Here is a 21,087-nt window from a genome sequence, read left to right on the forward strand (position 1 = left end):
CGCGTTAGCTGCATCTGGCTTTTTCACTATACCCCTATTTCCAAGGAAAGTCTGTTCCGAATTCTTTGGCCAGTTGTTTTGATTCTTTACTGCGTTCCTTCCTCTGTTCATGACGTGCCGGTGCCCCGGAATGCAGCAATTTTTCTTCATCGGATTCCGGCTTCACAGGAGGGACTGGCGTTGGCCGGTTATTCTCATCTACCGCAACCATCGAGACAAAAGCGGTCGTACAGACTTTCCGCTCTCCTGTCAACAGGTTTTCCGTAATAGCTTTCACAAAAACCTCCATCGAAGTCTTATGCGTCCAAGTCACATAGCTGACGAGACATATGGTATCCCCTTCAAACACCGGTGCCAAAAAGTCGATGGAATCAATCGACGCAGTAACGACAGGTTTTCGGCAGTGACGGGTGGCAGAAATCGCCGCCACGTCATCAATGTATGCCATCAATTTGCCTCCGAATAACGTCCCATGACTATTCGTATCTGGCGGCAGAACGTGTGAATTCTTTACTGTCAATGAATCAATGCATGCTTTTGTTTCCATATCTATCTCTCCTTCATTGCTCGTTACGGTTGGACCGTTGTTTCGGCAATATTATTCTAAAAGTTGCTCCAGTTGACTTTTCATTGTTACGTGCAATAATTTTCCCACCACTCCGCTCGATAATCGCTCTCGAAATGGCTAGCCCTAAACCGGTTTCTCCTTCTTTTCCTTTGATGAAGCGTTCAAAAAGCTGAGGAAGGATGTCCTCAGGAATTCCCGCCCCATCATCCTGGACTTCAATAATAATTTCATCTGAGGATTGCATCGTTACAATAGTTACGGAAGAAGTAGCATGTCGAATAGCGTTGGCAATGATATTAATGAACGCCTGCATCACTTTTTCCGGGTCAATCGATAAATAATAAGAGTCCTTTTGATTATGGACGAGTTCTACCCCTTTTTCCCTGGCTAGCGGGTAAAGGCCTTCCGTCGCCTGTTCCACTAACTCATGAATATCGACTTCTTCCGGGTGATACACGTTCTCATCACTATCCAGTTTTGCCAATAAAATCATTTCATTAACAATTTTCTTCAATCTTTCTGTTTCTTTTATCATAACGTTTAGTCCTTTATCCGCTGCCTCCCCTTCAAACACCCCGTCCCGGATCCCTTCTGCATAACCCTGTATGGACATTAATGGTGTCTTCAATTCATGGGAAGCATTTTGAAAAAACTGCTTTTGTGTGCGGATATAATTTTCTAATTCAGCTGCCATCGTTCGGATACTGTGCTCCACTTCTTCAATTTCCCCACTCGCTTTTACTGGCTGAAGCTCCTGGAATTTACGGTGTTCTATTTTTTTCAGTTCTTTCTTCAACCGGATCAGCGGTGTCACCAGGCGCCGGTTAAGCATATGACTGATACCTATCGCGAGCAGAAGCCCAATGAACAATACATAAATCATCCGCCAGGCAAACATCGTCTGCACCGCCTGTAAATCTTTAAGTGGTGTGGCCAAAACTAAAATAACACCATCGGCCTTGGGGGTGAATGCAATATCATAAACGACAAAGTCCTGCCCCTGACTTTCCCAAAGATCCTCTTCATGTAGTTGTTCATCGTATTGGCTGGCCCAAAGGGTGGCAGTTTCAAACGGCAAACTGGAAAACAGGATTTCCCTTTGTCCTCGGTCGAACATCAACACCCTCAAATCACTATCTCGAAGCAGCTGTGATAACTGATTCACCTTCACGGGACTGTCTTCTTCGTTCAATAAATCGATCAACAGTTCCCCTTTATCTTCCAGTTGTCGTTTTTCATCTTCAATCAGCATATTGAGAATCAATGAATATAAAATAATCGCAGTTATCGACATTACAATGATGATCAGCACAGCGAATGCCGTATTCAATTGATGCAAAAGCTTCATGATTCGATGCCATCTTTTCTAAGACGGTAGCCATAGCCCCACACGGTTTCGAGTGGAAAATCGGCCAGCTTTTTTCTTAGCCGTTTCACTAAGTCATCAACTGCACGATCACTGCCAAAGTAATCTTCCCCCCAGATTTGCACCAGCAGTTCTTCTCTGGAAAAAGCACGGTTCGGATGCTGAGCAAGCAACTTTAACATATCGAATTCCTTAGCAGTCACTTCCACTTCTGCTCCTCTCCAAACAGCCCGGCGTTCCGCCATGTACAGGGATAATTCCCCGACTTCCAGTATCTCTTTGTCCGCTGAGGCAGTATTCGTATTCATTACTTCCCACCTGGTCAGCTGCCGTTTAACCCTTGCGACAAGCTCACGAGGACTGAATGGCTTAGTCAGATAGTCATCGCCTCCCAGTTCCAAGCCTAAAATCCTGTCCACTTCCTCATCTTTAGCTGAGATGATGATGATTGGAACCTGGGAATCCTTACGTACTTGTTTACAGAATTCGTAACCATCCATTCCAGGCAGCATGATATCCAGCACCCATAAATCCGGCGGGTCTTGCTGAAACAATTCCCAGGCCGCTTCCGCAGATTCCATCTCGGCTACGTGATAACCTTCTTTTTCTAAATAAGCTTTGACAATGTCGCGAATGTTCGGATCGTCTTCCACTATTCCAATGGTTTGTTTCATGGAAAAGCCTCCTTCTCCATATAAGTCTGCTCTTATTCTCCCACAATTCTATAATTGATGTTCCATTTCTTTTTTATTTTACACATTTATTCCACATTTTCTCCAATCTCGTGCCATAACTCAAGTGTAGACTAAGAATTGTTCAGGAAACAGATAAACTATTTTCAAAGGAGATCTGCCTATATGGATACAGAACAACAGCGGCAAAGGCGCGCCAAAAAACGTGCTTATTTTGCCTATGTCGTTTTTGGAGCAATCGCAGCTATATTCCTTGTGACTACTGTATTTCAATGGAAAGGAATCTCCATTCAAATCAATACCGATGAACCGACAGCCCAAGCTAATGAACTGCAGATCGGCGAAGAGAAAGAGCCGGTTACTCAGGCGGTTGAAAAAGCTGGAGGCGCAGTCGTCGGTATCTCAAACATTAAACAAAGCAACCCGGTATCTCAAAATTCCGGTACAGGCTCAGGGGTCATCTATAAAAAAGAACAAGGTAACGCCTACATCGTCACCAATCATCACGTAGTTGAAAATGCGGAACAACTGGAAGTGATTTTGAATGACGGTACGAAAATCAAAGCAGAATTAGAAGGAAGTGACCCGTTGACTGACCTTGCCGTTTTGAAAATAAATGATAAGCATGTCAAACAGGTTGCCAAATTAGGTGACGCAAAAGACGTAGAAGTAGGGCAGACAGCCATCGCCATTGGCAACCCGCTTGGAATGGAATTCGCTGGTTCCGCCACCAAAGGCATCGTCAGTGGATTGAACCGCAACATTCCGGTAGATATGAATAAAGATGGCCAAGCCGACTGGCAGACAGAAGTCATCCAGACAGATGCGGCCATCAACCCTGGTAACAGCGGCGGTGCACTCATCAACCTTCAAGGCGAAGTTATCGGAATTAACACGATGAAAATCGCTCAGAACGAAGTGGAAGGATTAGGATTTTCCATCCCGATGGATGTAGCCAAACCAGTCATTAAAGACTTGGAAAACAATGGTGAAGTGAAACGTCCTTATATGGGAGTATCCTTACAGGACATCAAGCAGATTCCTGCTAATATCCTGACCGAGCAATTGAACCTCCCAAGAGACATTCAGCATGGTGTCATTGTAGGAGGCGTCGAGCCCGGGTCACCAGCGGATAAAGCCGGACTTAAAAAGAGCGATGTTATTACAGAGATTGAGGGTAATAAAATAGAGTCACTGGTTAACTTACGTCAATTCCTATATAAAGAGACAGAGGAAGGCAATGAAGTAGAATTGACGATCTACCGGAATGGCGAGAAGATCAAATCTGATTTACAGTTGTCTTCCCAATAGAACAGTATGAAACAACCTCCCCCCTAAACGATATAAAAAAGAACCTGTACCTTTTCCAGCAGCAAAAGGCACAGGTTCTTTTTGTATTTCTCCTCAGAAGATTATTCAATCAAAAGACCAACAAGTCGAAGACTTGATTTCAAGATGCTTTGGGTCCGTTACCAAATCAGTAGTAAGGGCGGCTGGGAAACGGTTCGCTTTCCAGCTTCATCGCCTAGACACTCGCGACATAAGCAGTCCATCAACGGGAAGAAAAAACACTTCCCTTTTGATGTTCTGCTTATGCGTGTCGTGTCTCCCAAGGCGATTACGCATTCATTTCTATCCTGTGGGGGAACCGCCGAGCCTCCTCGGTCGTTTCACTCCCTGCGGGGTCTCGTCTGGGTCCTACTCCCACGGGAGTCTCACCGTTTCCCTGCCGCCCAGCTGTTATAGGTTAACGAACCCACAAAATCTCCGAATCAAGATTCTTTTCATTGTATATTGCATAGCACTTTTTTGTTGTCTTATAGCTTTTCGTACTAACTTATAGCGTTTCCGTGACACATACAAATGCAAGGAGGTCCGGGAAATTGCGAGACTCCTCGAAAATGCTACGCATTTTCTTCGTGCGGTGTCTATTCAAGAAGCTTATTCAAAGTCCTATGGGAGGATAGTACATGGTGAGATCCCGCAGGGCTTTAGCCCGAGGAAGCTCGCCAGATCCCCCGCAGGAAAGCGAGTCGTTTCACAGCCCATCCCTTACCTTTCGGTAACGGACCAAACTATCTTGAAACTGGGTCTTCAGCAAAAGGGAGCTTAGCTGGAAAATAATCAAAGGATTGGTGATAATAATCTTGCGATGGATTCCTTGAAACGTATCCATTTTGACCTGCTCTTATAAAGACGAAGCGTCAATTGGGTGGATTCTACGATATCATCCAGGAAAGAATCCGATAACTCCTTAGCTACATCCGGGTGATAAAGGAATGCATTCACTTCAAAATTGAGACGGAAACTGCGAACATCAATATTTGCTGTACCAACAGAGGCGATCTTATCATCTACCACAATCGACTTCGCATGCAGGAAACCTTTTTGATAGATATAGATTTTTGCGCCGGCTTCCAGCAAATCCCCGACATTGGAATAAGTCGCCCAATAAACAAAAGGATGATCCGGCATTTTGGGAATCATGACTCTGACATCGACTCCGGATAGCGTGGCAATCCGGACAGCATCCAACAGGCTGTCATCCGGAATGAAATAAGGAGTTTGAATGTATATAGATTCCTTTGCCGAAAGTATCATTTTGATATAACCATGCTTGATTTGTTCCCATTCTGAATCAGGTCCGCTGGAAACAATTTGCATGGCAACATCCCCTTTTGCTTCGGCTTGATAATAGCGGTCCTCATACCCGATGTCCCTTCGGGAAGCGTGATTCCAGTCAAGGATGAACCGCGTCTGCATATTATGCACCGCACCGCCTTCAACGCGCAAATGGGTATCACGCCAATAACCAAACCTCTGATTGTAACCGAGGTATTCATCTCCGACATTAAAACCGCCAATATAACCGATTTTCCCGTCAATGATTGCAAGCTTACGATGGTTGCGATAATTGATTTTCATATTTAATTTAGGAATTAGAGCAGGAAAAAATGCTTCCATCTCCCCGCCTGCTTTTTTTATCCGTTTGATGTACTTCCTGCTCAATGTCCTTGAGCCCATATCATCATATAATACTCTTACTTTGACGCCTTCCTCTATCTTCTTAATAAGTAATTCTGATAACCTTTGGCCAAGCTGATCATCCCGCCATATATAATAAAGCAAATGGACATGATCGGTTGCACTTTCTATGTCTTCTAACAGAGCATGAAATTTCTCTTGACCATCGGTGAATATTTCCACTTCATTATCTTTGGTTAATAAGGCATCATTATTTTTGAGATGCAAATAAAAGAGGTCTTCAAATTCTTCTAATTCGGGATGGTCCAGCTTTAATGTATCCTCTTCAATGGAACGAAGCTGGTCCTGAACGGCTGTCAAAAGCCCTAAACGATTCTTTTTATCCCAGGTAAATATCTCTTTTTTGCTCAACCTTCTGCCAAAAATCAAATAAAGCAAGAATCCACCAACAGGGATGAAGAGCAGTACCATCAGCCATGCCCATGTAGCACTGGCATCCCGTCTTTCCAAGAAGATGATGGCGAAGGCAAGGAATACGTTGATAATAATAACAATTGTAAATAAATAAGGGCCTACTTCAAAATTTGGCATTCACCTTCACCCTTTCTTCTATAACTGCCTGAATAAAATATAGCATATTTCCTTCCTGCACAGTAAAATCAAAGGAAGAGATATTACCTTTTAATGGTATATCTCTTCCCTTATCCTATTCTTATGAATGGGTTTTGCTTCAAGATTTTAATAGGATGCCTTCTCTCTGCAATGCTTCTAACGCTTCATCCAATGCTTCCTCACTGTCGGCAGCGATCGTATGAAGATGAATGCCATCGGTAAGCTCTGAAAGAAAAGAGGCTTCTGTCTCTTTGATATTTTCCAGGAACTTTTGGACATCACGACGATTCCAAATCAATACAGAGGCTGTCAAATCTCCATATACGGGATGTTCGACTGTTACATCTTTTATAAAAACGCCATGATCGACTAAGATCGTCAGTTCCTTCTCTGTTTCTTGCGGGGTGTGCTTTACAGCTATCGTTCGTTCAATAGGAGGACTATCGGCCTTATCCGTCATATAGATATACCCCTGGCTTGTTGCTACAATCGGTTCACCCTTTGCTTTCAGCAAGGATATATCACCGACGATTACCTGGCGGGATACTTCCATTTTATCGGCTAATTCACGGCCGGTTATGGGATCTTCCCTGTTCTTCAACATGAACAGAACCTCTTCACGCCGCTCGGAAGCTGTTGATTTCCTTTGCTCCTTCGCCATGCCTATCTTCCTTTCCTGTCGGTATATTATGTTCTCATTTTACCATAAACATACGACAGTAAAGGAGTGACAACTCTCACGCTTTGGCTGCCCGGTGAATATGAAGGGTAAGATATCCAACTTCAGCAGAAGGGAAGTGAATATAGTATTCATCGGATAGGTAAGCCGCTATATCGACGGCGCACTGGTATGCCGTTTGATATTTATTCTGAATCATCACTAACATGTCTTTATCAACAACCTGTCGTTCTTCCCGCCGTCCTATCGCTCGGTTCAAGTGAGTGACTAAATGCTGATAGGCAACATTCTCCCTGGCCAGGTACCTCTGGTAAACTCGTTCAATGATATCAATTAAATCCCGGATAATAGCAGCTTTTTTTACAGATTGGTCATTGTTTGAATCAGAGGATCGCCCTCCGTGGATGAAAACAGCAATATGACCTGCTTCCTTTTCCGGAAGCTCACGATTAAAGCGCTCTTTGATGAGTCTGACAGCCCGAAGCCCCACCTGATACTCCTTAGCATAAAGAATATCTATTTCTTCAATCAAACCATTCTGGATGGTCACATGTTTTGGAGGATCGGCTAATAAAAATGCCAGATGATCAGCTAGCTCCATGTGCAATGATTCACTTAAATCAGTTTGAAGAAATTCTTCTGCATGTGTAATGATATCTTCCGTCAATCGAATGACTTCTTCTGACACCAGGTGAAAAAATCCTTCATATCGGCTGATATCGCCCTCCATACTAATTACTATTTCAATCGCTTCCGAATCAAGGTAATCTCCCCTTTTCTTTTCATGAGCTATATCCTGCCCCAGAACCAACTTGTTCTGTTGATTATCTGCGGCAATTACAATATTCTCATTGAGTATACGTTCAATCCTCACTCCGTCATCTCCCTCTCCAGATAGCCTGCTACTTCATTTGAATCATCATAATTTCGGTTTCTCCGCGAATAGCATTATCCATCGTATGCTGTTCCATATTTGCAGCGACATCATTATAATTTGTAATAATAATTGGTGTTATCGTACTTTTTGCTTTTTCCTGTACAAGATTCATATCAAACGTAATTAATTTATCACCGGTTTTCACTTTATCTCCGGCTTTCACATGGCCCTCGAATCCCTCTCCTTCCATACTCACTGTTTCTAATCCAATATGAACCAGGACTTCAACACCGGATTTCGTTTTGATCCCTACCGCATGGTTCGTATGGAATAACTGGACGATTTCCCCATCCACCGGACTGACGACTTCTCCATTGACTGGTTCAATCGCTACTCCCTCTCCCATCATTCGCTCGGCAAAAACAGGATCAGGAACTTCGTTCAGATCGACTACTTTCCCTTCTAATGGAGCATAAATTTTTAATTCACCTGTATTCTTTTTGAATAAATTTTTTAACATAACTTTCACCCTTTCCTAAATTAAATAGTTTGAAGCGGAATTACAAAATCGCGGTCTTATCCTGGGAATAAACATAACAACTACTTATTTATATTTGTTCTATTACCCTTAACCACGATTAATCATTCATCAATAATTTGACCTAAATAAATTAATCATTATGTTCTCCTAAAATTATAAACTATAGGGGAGTCTGAAGAAGGGGGTATGGTACCCTGAATCCAAAATCAATACATTAATATAAAAAGCAGGAACCGCCCCTTCGGTCCCTGCTTTTCCTTTTGTCAAATTATAGTAGTATTATTGATAGAAGAACGAATTACCTCCCCTTCCTGCAACAAACACTAATTTTTTATTCCTTCTTTTGCAGCTGGCAATTTGCTTAATGCTTTCTCCAAATCAGTCCAGATATCTTCCCATGCTTCTAAGCCGACAGACAGCCGGATCATTTGATCGGTAATCCCCATCTTCAACCTTTCTTTTTCCGGTACTACCGCATGCGTCATCGTTGCCGGATGCTGGATTAGGCTCTCTGCGTCGCCGAGACTGACCGCTATTTGAATGAACGATAAATTATTCAATAACTGCTGGGCATCTTCCTTGGTCCCTTCGATTTCAAATGCAATGATGCCTCCTCCCTGCTTCATTTGTTTTTCTTTGATTGAATAATCCGGGTGCTGGACATCATCTGGATAATAGACACGTTTGATACCAGCGTGCTTTTCCATTTCTTTAAATATCATTGCAGCGTTATAGGAATGACGGTCCATTCTCACCGGAAGCGTCTTTAAACCTCTGAGCAGGAGCCAGGCATCAAATGGTGATATAACCCCGCCAATATCTTTTTGCGTCATCATTGCCACTTCACTTAAAAACTCCTTTTTCGCCACGACAAGTCCAGCGATGACATCTCCATGCCCACAGATATATTTCGTCGCACTGTGGATGACAATATCACATCCCAGCTCGAGCGGACGCTGCAGATACGGAGTCGAAAACGTATTATCGACAACGACTGGTATGTTATATTCTTTTGCTACACGTGCAATCATTTCCAAATCCAAAAGACGCATCGTCGGGTTGATTGGCGTTTCAATGTAAATGCAGCTGGTATTAGGCTGAATCAGCTCCCGTACCTCTTCTTCTGTTTCCATCAAACTGAAATCACTGGTGATATTGTATTTTTCATTCATCATACGCAGTAATCCGAATGTGCACCCATACAGCCCCTGAGAGCAGAGGATATGGTCACCTGTTTTCGTCAGCGCTACCAGTACCGCAGAGACGGCAGCCATCCCGGAACCGAATGCAAGTCCCATTTCCCCTCCTTCCAGCTCCGCTATTTTTTCTTCCAAAGAACGTACTGTCGGATTTCCTAACCGGGAATATATATAGCCTTCCTCTTCACCCGCAAACCGTCTTTCCCCTTGTTCCGCAGAATCAAAAGTGAATGTAGACGTTTGGAAAATCGGTGTGGATAGACTTCCTAAATGTTGTTTCGAGTCATACCCCGCATGAATGACGGAGGTTTCAAAGCGTTTAGATTTGTTCATTCTATCTTCTCCCCTTTTTCAAAAATCTCCCTCTTCCCTTATGATATGTGAAAACCTTATTTTTTGAAAGCGTTTTCAGTTAAGTATTTGTTTTCTCTCCTTCCTTTTTCACATGAAAAATACACAGTTGGTAAACCTAAATAGAAATGAAATCATTAGGAGGATTTCTTATGAAAGAAACGAGAAAATGGGAACAGCCTGAACCAATATGGCGGAAAGATACAAAGATAAAGCAGTTCGACGCTCTTCAAGAGAATACGACTGCTGAGACAGTGATCGTTGGCGGTGGAATCACCGGAATCACAACCGCTTACCTGCTGGCAAAAGAAGGGCAGGACGTGGTGCTTCTTGAAGCTGATGAGCTGTTGAATGGGACGACCGGACATACGACCGCTAAGGTCACTGCCCAGCACGGCTTGATTTACCATGAGCTTTTGCAGCACTTTGGTAAAGAAGGTGCCCAGGCTTATTTTAAAGCTAATGACGATGCTATCCGTTTCATACGTGGCACAGTGGAACAGAACCAAATCGACTGTAACCTTCATAACGAAGATGCCTGCATTTATTCGACAACAGACCAATACACAAGAAAACTAGAAAAAGAATATAACGCTTATCAAAAACTCGGAATTCCTTGTGAATACACCGATGATGTCCCTTTTGATGCCGAGGCCCAAAAAGCTCTTTATATGAAAGATCAATCGCACTTTCACCCTTTAAAGTACTTGAACTTTTTGCTGGGTGAATTCACAAAGCTCGGCGGACGTGTGTATGAACAAACAGTAGCTGTCGATGTTGAACATGATCCGGAACTTCGGGTTGTTACTAAGAATGGAAACCGTATCTCTTGCGACCATATCATCTCCTGTTCGCACTTCCCTTTTTATGATGGGACTGGTTTTTATTTTGCACGTATGTATGCAGAACGTTCTTATGTAGTGGCCATTGAACCTGAACAGGAATTTGCAGGCGGAATGTATTTATCGGTCGACCAGCCCGTACGCTCTGTTCGCAAGGCACATTATGACGGAAGAAATGTATTATTAATTGGTGGAGAAAGCCATCGTACCGGCGAGGGAGTCGATACGGACTTCCATTACCGTGCACTTGAAGAATTTGCAGCCGAGACCTTTGGAATAAAAGAAAAACTGTTCCAATGGTCAGCACAAGACCTTTATACCTTAGATAAAGTACCATATATCGGACAAATCACCCGGAACAAAGAAAATATTTATATAGCTACTGGTTATAAAAAATGGGGAATGACTTCAGGAACTGCTGCAGCTTTGATGTTGCGGGATCAGTTAACCGGAAAGGAAAACCCATACGCCCATTTATTCAGCCCATCCCGTTTCCAGGCAGACCCAAGCTTGAAAAAATTCTTCTCTAATAACTTGAACGTTGCGGGTCACCTTTTGGAAGGTAAATCAGAGCGGGTAGGCTTTAGCCATGAAGCCCTGAAAAAAGGAGAAGGCGGAGTCATACAATATAACGGCCAGCGCGCAGGTGCCTATAAGGATGAAGATGGCCAGGTCTACCTGGTCGATACCAAATGTACCCACATGGGATGTGAAGTGGAATGGAATAGCGGCGAGCATAGCTGGGACTGCCCATGCCACGGTTCCCGCTTCTCAATCCAAGGGGAAGTAATGGAAGGACCGGCTAAACAACCATTGAAGCGCATAGCTATGGAAAAAGATATTCAAACAAACGAGCATCCAGAAAAAGACATGCCAGAGCCGGTATAAGATCAGCAAGCCAGAATCCTATGTTGAAACAGGGTTCTGGCTTTCTTTTTGTTGGCGTATTAGAGACAAAACGTACGTAAAATAGACAATGCTTAACTTAAGAGAGACAGAATCAAAATTAAGAGTGACAATTTTGAAGAAAAGAGAGAGGTTAGGAAGCATTTGAGAGACACTTTGGCGAATTTATGAGAGTTTTTTCAAGTATATGAGCATCATCTTATCCGGTACTCATCCCACAAAAACCCTATTGCTTTATCACGATAAATTACCTTATAGTGGAAAGATAATGAGATGCATGTAAAGGGGATAAGCAAGAATGAATGATAATAAATTAGGAGTTATCTATACAGGCGGGGCTTACGTGCTATGGGGATTCCTGCCGATATACTGGAAGCTGGTGCAAGAGGTTTCCCCGATCGCTATTCTCGGCCATCGTATTGTCTGGTCTTTCGTATTTATGATCGGGGTTATCTTGATATGGCGGAAATGGAATGAGTTTCGCTCAGAAATAAAAAGAACATGGAAAAACAAAAAAAGCGCGCTCGGTATTACTTTCGCTTCCATTGCCATCAGCATCAATTGGCTGACATACATATGGGCGGTAAACAGCGAGCATGTCGTCGAAGCCAGTCTGGGCTATTATATCAACCCTCTGGTGAGTATTTTACTTGGTATGATATTCTTCAAAGAAACTTTTAACCGGCCGCAATGGCTGGCATTCATACTGGCAGCTGCCGGTGTAGCTTATATGACCATCAATTTTGGTTCTGTTCCATGGCTCGCATTGATGCTGGCGTTCAGTTTCGGGATTTATGGCCTCTTGAAAAAGACAGTCGATTTAAACGCCATGTTCGGTTTAACAATTGAAACATTGATCATGACTCCGATTGCTGCCATCTACTTGCTGAGCCTGCCGCAAGCAAACTGGGGAAGCATCGACTGGCTGTCCACCACTTCGTTATTATTATTCGGAGCCGGTGTGGCTACCGCCATTCCACTGCTGCTGTTTGCTGCCGGAGCAAAACGGATTCCATTATCCATGGTTGGCTTTTTGCAATATATTGCTCCTACCATCATGCTGATCATCGGCGTATTTCTATACAAGGAACCATTTACACACGTTCATCTGGTGTCATTTTTATTCATCTGGGCGGGCTTATTAATCTATACGTATGCCAGAGTGAAACGACTGCGGCGATATGACCAGGCCGCCTAGGCAAGCTGGTTGAAGCTGGACACTTCACTTGTGGTATGATGAAGCTAAGAACCGAGGAAAGGTGGAATAAGAATGGGTCTATTAGATGGATTGATGGGGAACGCCTCTGAGGTTGATTTGAAAGATGTAGAAAAACAACTAGAAAAAGTCATTACTTCAAACGAACGGATTGAAAAGGCATATAGAATCCTTCGTGATATGATGATTTTCACGGATAAACGAATGATCATGGTAGATAAACAGGGGATGACCGGAAAGAAAATCGAGTTTCACTCTGTACCTTATAAGTCGATCACCCACTTCAGCGTGGAAACCGCTGGAACGTTCGATTTGGATGCTGAACTGAAAATCTGGCTATCTGGTGCATCAGAACCGATCTATAAGCAGTTCCGTAAAGATAAAAGTATTTATGATATCCAGCGGGCGATTGCTGAATATGTCACCCAGTAAAAAGCACAGGATTGCTCCTGTGCTCAGGCTGTCGAGAAAGTCTCGACAGCCTTTACTTATTTCACTCATCTTTAATAAATCACCGCGTTAATTTGTTATAATACTTATAACTAATAATTTGAAAGGTGATTTGATGTTTCAATCAAAAAAAGAACGACAAAGTGAAATGGAAATAGTCACGATTGAAGAGCTTGTGCCCGAAAATCATCTCCTCCGTAAAATTGATCAATACATAGATTTTTCTTTCATCCCTGAAAAGGTTCGTCCTTACTATTCAGAAGATAATGGTCGCCCTTCACTAGATCCACTTGTATTATTTAAAATGATGTTCATTGGTTATATCTATGGCGTTCGTTCCGAACGCGAATTGGCACGACAAATCGAAACTAATATTGCTTATCGTTGGTTCTTAGGGTTGAACCTTAAAGATCCCGTTCCCCATCATTCCACCATTAGCTGGAACCGCCGTACTCGTTTCAAAGATACGGATATCTTCCAAGAAATATTTGATGAAATTGTATTACAAGCGATGAATCACCGTATGGTATCAGGGCGTGTGTTATTTACAGATTCCACACACTTGAAAGCTAATGCGAATAAGAAGAAATTCTCGAAACAAGAAGTTGAAGAAGAAACGTTAGACTACATCGAAGATTTGGAAGAGGCAGTAAGGAAAGATCGTGAAGATCATGGAAAAAAGCCTCTGAAGGAAAAGGAGGAGGCGAAAAAGAAAAAAGAAATCAAGGTCAGTGACACGGATAGCGAGAGTGGTTATCTCTATCGGGAAAATAAGCCGGAAGGCTTCTTCTATCTTGATCACCGCACCACAGATTTGAAGCATAACATTATTACTGATGTTCATGTGACTCCGGGAAATATTCATGATTCCAGACCTTACTTACAACGGTTGGATCGTCAGATCGAACGGTTTGGCTTTGACGTGGAAGCCGTAGGTTTGGATTCCGGATATTTGACGAACCCTATATGTCATGGGCTTATTATGGAAAGAGGAATATTCGGAGTAATTGCTCATCGGAGGTATCAGTCAAAAAAGGGGTTCCTTCCGAAATGGAAATATACATATGATGAAAAGCGAGATGTGTATGTGTGCCCGCAGGGTGAAGTGTTGAGTTATGCGACAACCGACCGTGAGGGATATCGGCATTACAAATCAAACCCTGAAAATTGTGCGGACTGTCCTCTTCTTACGAAGTGTACACAAAATAAGAAACACCAGAAAACCGTTACCCGTCATGTGTGGGAAGGCTCGAAAGAGCAGGTTCGATTGAACCGACTTTCTAATGAAGGTAAATGGATTTATCGAATGAGAAAAGAGAAAGTGGAACGTAGCTTCGCAGATTCAAAAGAACTGCATGGGCTGCGTTATTGTCGCTTGCGCGGAAAAGAAAATGTACGCGAACAAGCGTTACTGACGGCTGCCTGCCAGAACATGAAGAAGATTGCCCTTCACCTATCCAAGGTGAGTTAGGTGAAGGAGAGTCTTTTTCGGTGAAGGGCGGACGAATACCAGGAGACTCCTGCGGAAAAACGGGCGATCCGAGACCCCGCAGTGTGGTTTTCACGAGGAGGCTCGGGCGTTCGTCCGCGGAAAGCGAGTGGTATTCGCCCGCACGGGCGCACAAAAAAAGCTTGTAGAAAAACACGGGGTTTCTCTACAAGCTGAGCACAGGATTGCTCCTGTGCTTTTTCTATGCCTTTTCGGCTTCTACTACTTCATCTAAGATCGGGTAAGCTTCCTCTACCCCTTTTTCGGCGACAAGGCATGCGACACCGAGCGGGGTTTGCCAGAAGGAATCAGGAATCTGTGGTGTTTTTAGTCCAGCTGGCTTAAACAATGCCCGGTACACCCGCTGTACATGTTCCTGGGTCAACTGCCTGTCCTCCACCCGTTCTCCCCGTGCAATCAAGAAAATGTAACGCATGGATTGGAATAGGTTATCACCCGGCATGAACGTATATTCCTTGAATAACTTCAATTGCTTTTCGACATCCTCTTTCAGTCCATTCCTAGCCTGTAAATCATCCAGATGAGCGAGTAGATGACTGTACACTTGTTGAAATACACGCCGTTTTTCTTCCTGCATGACTTGATCTGTATAGATCTCCTGTAACTTTTCGTAAGCTGCTGCCTTTGTCCACAAAGTTGACCTTCCTCCCCTTCGCTATGTTACTGACTACATTCATTTTAACATTATTTTCCGTTAAAAAAAGGACCACCCTGTTCATCATCCGGGTGATCCTTCCTTTGTTTAAAAACTATTTGTTATGCCCATTCCCTTTTCCTTTTTCATGACCTTTTCCATTGCTATTTTCATGGCCATGGCCTTTTTCTTTATCCGGCTTGGCAGGGTTGGCAATTAAATTGATGATATCACTATTATCCATGACGCCCTCAAAGTCCTCGCTGCCTGCACCAGTCGCAAATACCGGCACCATGTTACCTGTATGGCCGCCAGTATCACTTTCTGCCCGGATGTCCGTATCCACAGCACCAACTTTGTAGTAATCTGCAATAATAGAGCCGATTTCCCAGCCAACGCGGTATTCTGCATATACTTCGCCATCATTGTCCCTTACATTGACCAAAAACTCATCTACTTCTTCATCTGTCAAATCAATATTCGCATGCTCGCTGAATACTTGCTTGACACTGTCCACGGTAAATGTCCCTGTCTCTTCATCTGTCTCAAGCTGCTGGGCCATGTATTCAGGTGATACTTCAATATTTTTCAACCCATCAATGTCCATCGGCTCCGTTGCTGACATCCCCATGGTTTCATGGTCTGCCAAAACAACAACCATGGTGTCATCGCGGTCTTCTGCCCATTTGACTACTTGTTCAACTGTGCGGTCAAATTCCATTGTCTCCTGCCATATTCCGGTAGCATCCGCAGCATGAGAAGCATGGTCGATTCGTGCACCTTCCACCATCAGGAAGAATCCGTCTTCATCCTGAGACAGGACATCCAATGCTTTATCTGTCATCGCTTCTAATGTTGGTTCCTCACTATTCAGTTCATCACGATCTGTTTTATAGCTCATATAAGAATCATGGAATAAACCTAGCAGCTTATCAGGTGTACCGGTATCCTCAAGACTGTTTGCATCATCAACAAACGCATACCCTTTATCCTGGAAGTCATCAACAAGACCATCTCCTCCCTGACGCTCTGCACTAAAGTAGTCCGCTCCTCCGCCCAGGAGAACATCGTACTCATGTGCCAGCATCTGGCGCGCGATTTCATCTTGACCGCTGCGGTCCGACACACTTGCTGTAAAAGCTGCCGGTGTCGCATCTGTCACTGTATTAGTAGAGATAACCCCCACTTTTTTACCAGCGTCCTGGTAAAGGTCTAAAATACTATCTGTTTCTTCCCCTGCGCTGTCTACACCTATTCCGCCATTATAGGTTTTCTCCCCGGTAGCAATAGCTGTTCCTGCTGCCGCAGAATCTGTTACAAAGTTGTCAGCTGAATATGTACGCATTAAGCCGACGTTATCAAGAGATTCCATGAAAAGATCGCCCTGACCCTCATATTCTAGCAATCTGGCAATCTCTAACTGTCCGACTCCCATGCCATCACCCACCATGACGATAACATTTTCCGGTGATTTTTTATTAACTTCGACTTGTTCTTTCTCTTCACTATCCGCTGTAATGGACATAGGCAGTGAATCTGAAGCAAACCCGAAGGCGCTTCCAGAAACGATTACTCCAGCCGTAATGGCAGCTGATATTTTTTTCTTAACTGACATATTTCTCCCTCCAATTGAATTTTTTGTAAAAACAATGAATCCGCTTTCAGTGTAAATTCGCTAATATAATATCGTCAACAAAGGCTTCTCGAAAATTAACAGACAAAATGAAAATGAATCTTTTCTACTAGATTGCCAGATTTCCAAACCAATAATAGGGCTTAAACAATATCCTATTATTGGCAGGAACCTTTATTCATTATAATTTCTGCTTCTTGCTTCACTGCCTCCCATAAAATTGGACTGTCCTTTGAATGATGTTCGAGCAGCTCCGGTAAATGAGGAGTTAATTTGTTCCATACAATGGGATTAGCGGCTATAGTATTAATAAATGCCCTTTCTTTTTCTGACCATGGACGAACAGATTGTATGTAATCAAGCGTCAATTGATAGGAGGGTATCAATTGCTTGTCCCGCTGCTGATGAAATCTCTCCATCGATTGTTTCCAGTCTGCTCCCTTACTGTATTGGTCAATTGCTTCAGCAAGCAGAAAAGATTGCAGGAAAGCATCATTAATACCAAGACCAGTGCTCGGATCTTTGCTATGTGCCGCATCCCCAATCAATGCCCAGCCTTTCCCATAGGGCTTCCGAAAAAAGTTCTCCACTCCGGCACCGCCTGTTATTCTCCCTTGGAGCTTCGCTTGCTTCAACCGTATATTCATGCGGTAAAACTGGCCATAATAATGTTCAAACATTTGTTGAGGATTTCTCGTAAATTCTTTGAATTCCTCCGGATGAATTTCTAACCCGAGACAATCCCTCCCTGGCTCCATCGGAAACAAAAAGCCAATCCTGCCATCCTGGAGAAAAATTTCGGTGGCAGGCTCCTCCAATGGGTCTACACCTTCATAATAACCATAAAACACCGGTCTAAGGGCAGGCAAAGCGTTATACTTTTCCGCTTGTACCCATTGGGCTACTCGGGAACGCATCCCGTCTGCTCCCACGACAAGATCGCCGTAAATTTCACTTCGTTCGCCATTGTTATGTACAACTTCCACTCCAAAAACCCGGTCTGAGTCCCAGACTAGTCCGTCCACTCGTGTTTTTTCCATCACTTCTACCTGAGGGTATTCAAGCGCGCGCTTAAGTAATGTATAATCCAGAAAATCCCGCCTTGGAGCCATGGTATATGCCTGTCGGGGCCCTTCCATCAAGCTGTCTCCAATATATGTACGCATCCTTGTAATTTTCCTCAGTCCACCTTTTTCAACCTCCTCCAGCACACCTAATTGTTTTAAATAATTCAGGTGTGAAAGGTGGTGCGTGGACAACGTATCGCTGGGAAATGATGCTTTATCAATCAGCAGCACCTTTTTCCCTTGCCGGCCTAATAAAATTCCGAGGCTCGCTCCGGCCGCTCTTGCCCCAACAATGATGACATCATAATCTGCTCGCTTCATGTAATCCCGCCTTTGCCGATTTTCTCTTACTTAAGGTTAGCCGATTACACAAATTGCGCCAAGAAAAAAACCTGATTATTTTCAAAGAAATGGAGAAACAAAAGCGCCCTAAATAAAACAAGCCCAGAGCCAAATAGTGAACTCTGAGCTTGTTTGCATTTATGAATTAACTTGTTTGTTAAAAGGTTCTTTCTTCGATTACTTCTTTATTTTCATCCTGGATGGATACTTTGCTTGGTTTATTTTCTTTTGCCAGCTCTTCCGCTTTTTCAATGGCTACTGATTTTTCATCGTATAGATCTGTAGGAGCTGTATCCTCAATTTTTACAAACCAGCCTGTTACATCTTTGTTAGGTTCTACGCTATATTTTTTCATGTCATCCACTCCTCTATCTTTTGTTCTTGGTACTCCTGTTCCCACTAACCTGCACAGCAAAACATCGCCTGCTCTATAAATCACCATTAAGTCTTTCCTGGTCGAAAAGTCGAAGACTTGATTTCGAAATGTTTATTGGAGTTAAAATCAACACTAGGATTAACAGGTAATCTTTCTTAAAAATAAAAAATTGTTTGACTTTAAATTTGTAATCATCTAGAATACGTAGCAAGCATAAATATTGCATTAACCAATCGAATCTCTTATCGAGAGCGGCGGAGGGACTAGGCCCGACGATGCCCGGCAACCATCAAGCATTGCTTGAAAAGGTGCTAATTCCTACAGATCTGTGGATCTGAAAGATAAGAGGAGGACCGTATATACGCCCTCTTCTTAGGAAGAGGGCTTTTTGTTTTCCCTTCAAAATCTTTCCCCCACTTTTTCTGCGTGGAATACCTTTACATCCGAATCAATCATTTACAATTTTTAAGGAGGAATATTAATGAGTCTACCATTCAATCAATACAACCCGGAAACATTATTATTACACGGAGGACAGGAAGTCGACCCTTCGACCGGCTCCCGTGCTGTTCCAATCTATCAAACTACTTCCTATGTATTCCGTGATACGGAGCACGCTAAAAACCTGTTTGGTCTTGCTGAGCCAGGAAACATTTATTCCCGAATCATGAACCCGACTGTCGATGCTTTCGAGCAACGAATCGCTTTACTGGAAGATGGTGCGGCTGCAGTAGCTACTTCTTCCGGAATGGCTGCAATTACGTTGGCCATTCTTAATATCGCTTCTGCCGGGGATGAAATTGTTGCGTCCACCAACTTGTATGGTGGGACGTATAATTTATTCACTCATACTTTGCCGCGTTATGGCATTACAGTTAATTTCGTCGACAGTACGGACCCGGAAAATATCAAAAAAGCTATTACGCCAAATACGAAAGCTGTTTTTTCTGAAATCATTGGCAACCCGAGTTTAAATGTACTAGATATTGAAGCAGTGGCAGATGTCGCTCATGAAAATGGTATCCCACTCATTATCGACAACACATTTGCTACTCCATATATTTGCAAACCGATATCCTGGGGAGCAGATATCGTCGTTCACTCGGCTACTAAATGGATTGGGGGGCATGGCACCACCATCGGCGGCGTAGTGGTAGACAGTGGCCGGTTCGATTGGACGAACGGCAAGTTCCCAGGTTTCACGGAACCTGATGAAAGTTACAACGGACTTCGTTATGCCTATGATGTCGGTCCATTGGCTTTCGCCATCAAACTGCGTGTCCAGCTGCTTAGGGATATCGGTGCTTGCCTAAGCCCACAAAACGCATTCCTGTTATTACAAGGTCTGGAAACTCTCCACCTTCGTATCAAGCAGCACACACAAAACGCGCGTGAAGTAGCACAACATCTAGTGGAACATGATGGAGTCGAATGGGTGAATTATCCTGGTCTTGAAAGCCACCCTACCCATCACCTGGCCAAAAAATATTTAAACCATGGCGCAGGTTCTATTGTCGTATTTGGTATCAAGGGCGGACGAGAAGCCGGCCGGAAAGTAATCGATAACATCAACCTGTGGTCACATGTTGCCAATGTCGGTGATGCCAAGTCATTGATCATCCACCCAGCTTCTACGACACACCAGCAGCTAAGCGCCCAGGACCTTGAGAAAACGGGTGTTACTGAAGAATTGATCCGTTTATCCATTGGTCTGGAATCTACCACCGACCTGATCGCTGAACTGGATCAGGCAATTGAATTAGCAACAGGAGCGGAAACTCCTGCTCCTAAGATTTCAAAAGATACTGTTCATTCTGTTCTTGGTTCCTCGCTGGACCGCGAAAATGGAGAATTGAGAAGACGTGTGATTGTGACGACAGGTGAATTTTCTGAGACTGGTAAAACAGAAATCAAGAAATTGGAACGTCTAGGGTTCCAAGTGAAAGATATATCAGAAAAAGATGAGCTGCTCGATACTAAAGTCGATATTGTATACAGTGAATCTGCCACTGAAATCAGAAATAACCGGGAGGAAGTTACTCAACTGGCTCCTGCATTGGTTTGGGTGAAAGAGAACGAAGACATTACTTTAGAAGAAGGACCAGAAACGATTACCGGGGAAAATTTATATGAACGTGCCGTCACATTAAGACAAGCGACCGATCATTCTGATGTAGCCCTTACGCTATAAGTCCCTTATCAAGCGTTCGTATTTTCAAAAACAGCCGGGGAATCAGCACC

The 21,087-nt window shown here is 43.4% G+C and carries 18 protein-coding genes and 1 riboswitch; of the genes, 6 read left to right on the forward strand and 12 right to left on the reverse strand.

Going from position 1 to position 21,087, the window contains the following annotated elements:
- Window positions 1-34 precede the first annotated feature (34 nt).
- The 3 genes from B9Y67_RS08910 to B9Y67_RS08920 are packed head-to-tail and all read right to left on the reverse strand — an operon-like array spanning window position 35 to window position 2,608.
- The gene (locus tag B9Y67_RS08910) at window positions 35-547 is read right to left on the reverse strand and encodes an acyl-CoA thioesterase (RefSeq protein ID WP_062442734.1); all 513 of its coding nucleotides are present in this window, start codon (window positions 545-547) and stop codon (window positions 35-37) included.
- Window positions 548-560: 13 nt separating this feature from the next.
- Window positions 561-1,916 (reverse strand): sensor histidine kinase, encoded by a 1,356-nt coding sequence (locus B9Y67_RS08915; protein WP_085506366.1) that lies wholly within the window; start codon window positions 1,914-1,916, stop codon window positions 561-563.
- The gene (locus B9Y67_RS08920; RefSeq protein WP_085506367.1) at window positions 1,913-2,608 is read right to left on the reverse strand and encodes a response regulator transcription factor; all 696 of its coding nucleotides are present in this window, start codon (window positions 2,606-2,608) and stop codon (window positions 1,913-1,915) included. Before B9Y67_RS08920 ends, B9Y67_RS08915 begins: the two co-directional genes overlap by 4 nt.
- 183 nt (window positions 2,609-2,791) lie before the next feature.
- On the opposite strand from B9Y67_RS08920, the gene B9Y67_RS08925 reads away from it, so the two are divergent.
- Window positions 2,792-3,937, forward strand: a complete 1,146-nt coding sequence (locus B9Y67_RS08925) for a S1C family serine protease (protein ID WP_085506368.1) — start codon at window positions 2,792-2,794, stop codon at window positions 3,935-3,937.
- 813 nt (window positions 3,938-4,750) lie between these two features.
- On the opposite strand, the gene cls is transcribed toward B9Y67_RS08925, so the two are convergent.
- From cls to megL, 5 genes are all read right to left on the reverse strand, one after another.
- Window positions 4,751-6,202, reverse strand: coding sequence for a cardiolipin synthase (gene cls, locus B9Y67_RS08930; RefSeq protein WP_085506369.1), 1,452 nt, complete (start codon window positions 6,200-6,202; stop codon window positions 4,751-4,753).
- A 139-nt stretch (window positions 6,203-6,341) separates the two neighbouring features.
- A complete protein-coding gene (locus tag B9Y67_RS08935; RefSeq protein ID WP_085506370.1) occupies window positions 6,342-6,884 on the reverse strand; it encodes a transcription repressor NadR in 543 nt (180 codons plus the stop codon).
- A 76-nt stretch (window positions 6,885-6,960) separates the two neighbouring features.
- A complete protein-coding gene (locus tag B9Y67_RS08940; protein WP_085506371.1) occupies window positions 6,961-7,776 on the reverse strand; it encodes a PRD domain-containing protein in 816 nt (271 codons plus the stop codon).
- 28 nt (window positions 7,777-7,804) lie between these two features.
- Window positions 7,805-8,299, reverse strand: coding sequence for a PTS sugar transporter subunit IIA (locus B9Y67_RS08945; protein WP_085506372.1), 495 nt, complete (start codon window positions 8,297-8,299; stop codon window positions 7,805-7,807).
- A 344-nt stretch (window positions 8,300-8,643) separates the two neighbouring features.
- Window positions 8,644-9,852, reverse strand: a complete 1,209-nt coding sequence (megL, locus tag B9Y67_RS08950) for a methionine gamma-lyase (protein ID WP_085506373.1) — start codon at window positions 9,850-9,852, stop codon at window positions 8,644-8,646.
- Between the two features lie 170 nt (window positions 9,853-10,022).
- On the opposite strand from megL, the gene B9Y67_RS08955 reads away from it, so the two are divergent.
- From B9Y67_RS08955 to B9Y67_RS08970, 4 genes are all read left to right on the forward strand, one after another.
- Window positions 10,023-11,600, forward strand: coding sequence for an FAD-dependent oxidoreductase (locus B9Y67_RS08955; RefSeq protein ID WP_085506374.1), 1,578 nt, complete (start codon window positions 10,023-10,025; stop codon window positions 11,598-11,600).
- A 316-nt stretch (window positions 11,601-11,916) separates the two neighbouring features.
- Entirely contained in the window at window positions 11,917-12,816 is a 900-nt protein-coding gene (rarD, locus tag B9Y67_RS08960) for an EamA family transporter RarD (RefSeq protein ID WP_085506375.1), read from the forward strand.
- Window positions 12,817-12,888: 72 nt separating this feature from the next.
- Entirely contained in the window at window positions 12,889-13,266 is a 378-nt protein-coding gene (locus B9Y67_RS08965; protein ID WP_062442770.1) for a PH domain-containing protein, read from the forward strand.
- A 133-nt stretch (window positions 13,267-13,399) separates the two neighbouring features.
- Entirely contained in the window at window positions 13,400-14,755 is a 1,356-nt protein-coding gene (locus tag B9Y67_RS08970) for an IS1182 family transposase (RefSeq protein ID WP_085506321.1), read from the forward strand.
- A gap of 220 nt (window positions 14,756-14,975) precedes the next feature.
- Here B9Y67_RS08970 and B9Y67_RS08975 read toward each other — a convergent pair whose 3' ends face one another.
- From B9Y67_RS08975 to B9Y67_RS08990, 4 genes are all read right to left on the reverse strand, one after another.
- Window positions 14,976-15,428 (reverse strand): hypothetical protein, encoded by a 453-nt coding sequence (locus B9Y67_RS08975; protein WP_254901753.1) that lies wholly within the window; start codon window positions 15,426-15,428, stop codon window positions 14,976-14,978.
- Window positions 15,429-15,543: 115 nt separating this feature from the next.
- Window positions 15,544-17,043: an alkaline phosphatase gene (locus B9Y67_RS08980; RefSeq protein ID WP_254901754.1), complete on the reverse strand. Its 1,500-nt coding sequence runs from the start codon at window positions 17,041-17,043 to the stop codon at window positions 15,544-15,546.
- A 176-nt stretch (window positions 17,044-17,219) separates the two neighbouring features.
- Window positions 17,220-18,449 (reverse strand): NAD(P)/FAD-dependent oxidoreductase, encoded by a 1,230-nt coding sequence (locus B9Y67_RS08985; protein WP_085506376.1) that lies wholly within the window; start codon window positions 18,447-18,449, stop codon window positions 17,220-17,222.
- A 178-nt stretch (window positions 18,450-18,627) separates the two neighbouring features.
- Window positions 18,628-18,825: a DUF2188 domain-containing protein gene (locus B9Y67_RS08990; RefSeq protein WP_085506377.1), complete on the reverse strand. Its 198-nt coding sequence runs from the start codon at window positions 18,823-18,825 to the stop codon at window positions 18,628-18,630.
- A gap of 260 nt (window positions 18,826-19,085) precedes the next feature.
- Window positions 19,086-19,194: riboswitch (SAM riboswitch) on the forward strand.
- A 133-nt stretch (window positions 19,195-19,327) separates the two neighbouring features.
- Here B9Y67_RS08990 and B9Y67_RS08995 point away from each other — a divergent pair.
- Window positions 19,328-21,037: an O-acetylhomoserine aminocarboxypropyltransferase/cysteine synthase family protein gene (locus B9Y67_RS08995; protein WP_085506378.1), complete on the forward strand. Its 1,710-nt coding sequence runs from the start codon at window positions 19,328-19,330 to the stop codon at window positions 21,035-21,037.
- The last annotated feature ends 50 nt before the right edge of the window (window positions 21,038-21,087 follow it).

The organism is Thalassobacillus devorans (assembly GCF_900176565.1).
Lineage (GTDB): Bacteria > Bacillota > Bacilli > Bacillales > Halobacillaceae > Thalassobacillus > Thalassobacillus devorans_A.

Excerpts from the sequence above, each read along its gene's own strand:
- B9Y67_RS08910 (WP_062442734.1), bottom strand. The coding sequence starts at position 547 with ATGGAAACAAAAGCATGCATTGATTCATTGACAGTAAAGAATTCACAC.
- B9Y67_RS08915 (WP_085506366.1), bottom strand. The coding sequence starts at position 1,916 with ATGAAGCTTTTGCATCAATTGAATACGGCATTCGCTGTGCTGATCATC.
- B9Y67_RS08920 (WP_085506367.1), bottom strand. The coding sequence starts at position 2,608 with ATGAAACAAACCATTGGAATAGTGGAAGACGATCCGAACATTCGCGAC.
- B9Y67_RS08925 (WP_085506368.1), top strand. The coding sequence starts at position 2,792 with ATGGATACAGAACAACAGCGGCAAAGGCGCGCCAAAAAACGTGCTTAT.
- cls (WP_085506369.1), bottom strand. The coding sequence starts at position 6,202 with ATGCCAAATTTTGAAGTAGGCCCTTATTTATTTACAATTGTTATTATT.
- B9Y67_RS08935 (WP_085506370.1), bottom strand. The coding sequence starts at position 6,884 with ATGGCGAAGGAGCAAAGGAAATCAACAGCTTCCGAGCGGCGTGAAGAG.
- B9Y67_RS08945 (WP_085506372.1), bottom strand. The coding sequence starts at position 8,299 with ATGTTAAAAAATTTATTCAAAAAGAATACAGGTGAATTAAAAATTTAT.
- megL (WP_085506373.1), bottom strand. The coding sequence starts at position 9,852 with ATGAACAAATCTAAACGCTTTGAAACCTCCGTCATTCATGCGGGGTAT.
- B9Y67_RS08955 (WP_085506374.1), top strand. The coding sequence starts at position 10,023 with ATGAAAGAAACGAGAAAATGGGAACAGCCTGAACCAATATGGCGGAAA.
- rarD (WP_085506375.1), top strand. The coding sequence starts at position 11,917 with ATGAATGATAATAAATTAGGAGTTATCTATACAGGCGGGGCTTACGTG.
- B9Y67_RS08965 (WP_062442770.1), top strand. The coding sequence starts at position 12,889 with ATGGGTCTATTAGATGGATTGATGGGGAACGCCTCTGAGGTTGATTTG.
- B9Y67_RS08970 (WP_085506321.1), top strand. The coding sequence starts at position 13,400 with ATGTTTCAATCAAAAAAAGAACGACAAAGTGAAATGGAAATAGTCACG.
- B9Y67_RS08980 (WP_254901754.1), bottom strand. The coding sequence starts at position 17,043 with ATGTCAGTTAAGAAAAAAATATCAGCTGCCATTACGGCTGGAGTAATC.
- B9Y67_RS08985 (WP_085506376.1), bottom strand. The coding sequence starts at position 18,449 with ATGAAGCGAGCAGATTATGATGTCATCATTGTTGGGGCAAGAGCGGCC.
- B9Y67_RS08990 (WP_085506377.1), bottom strand. The coding sequence starts at position 18,825 with ATGAAAAAATATAGCGTAGAACCTAACAAAGATGTAACAGGCTGGTTT.
- B9Y67_RS08995 (WP_085506378.1), top strand. The coding sequence starts at position 19,328 with ATGAGTCTACCATTCAATCAATACAACCCGGAAACATTATTATTACAC.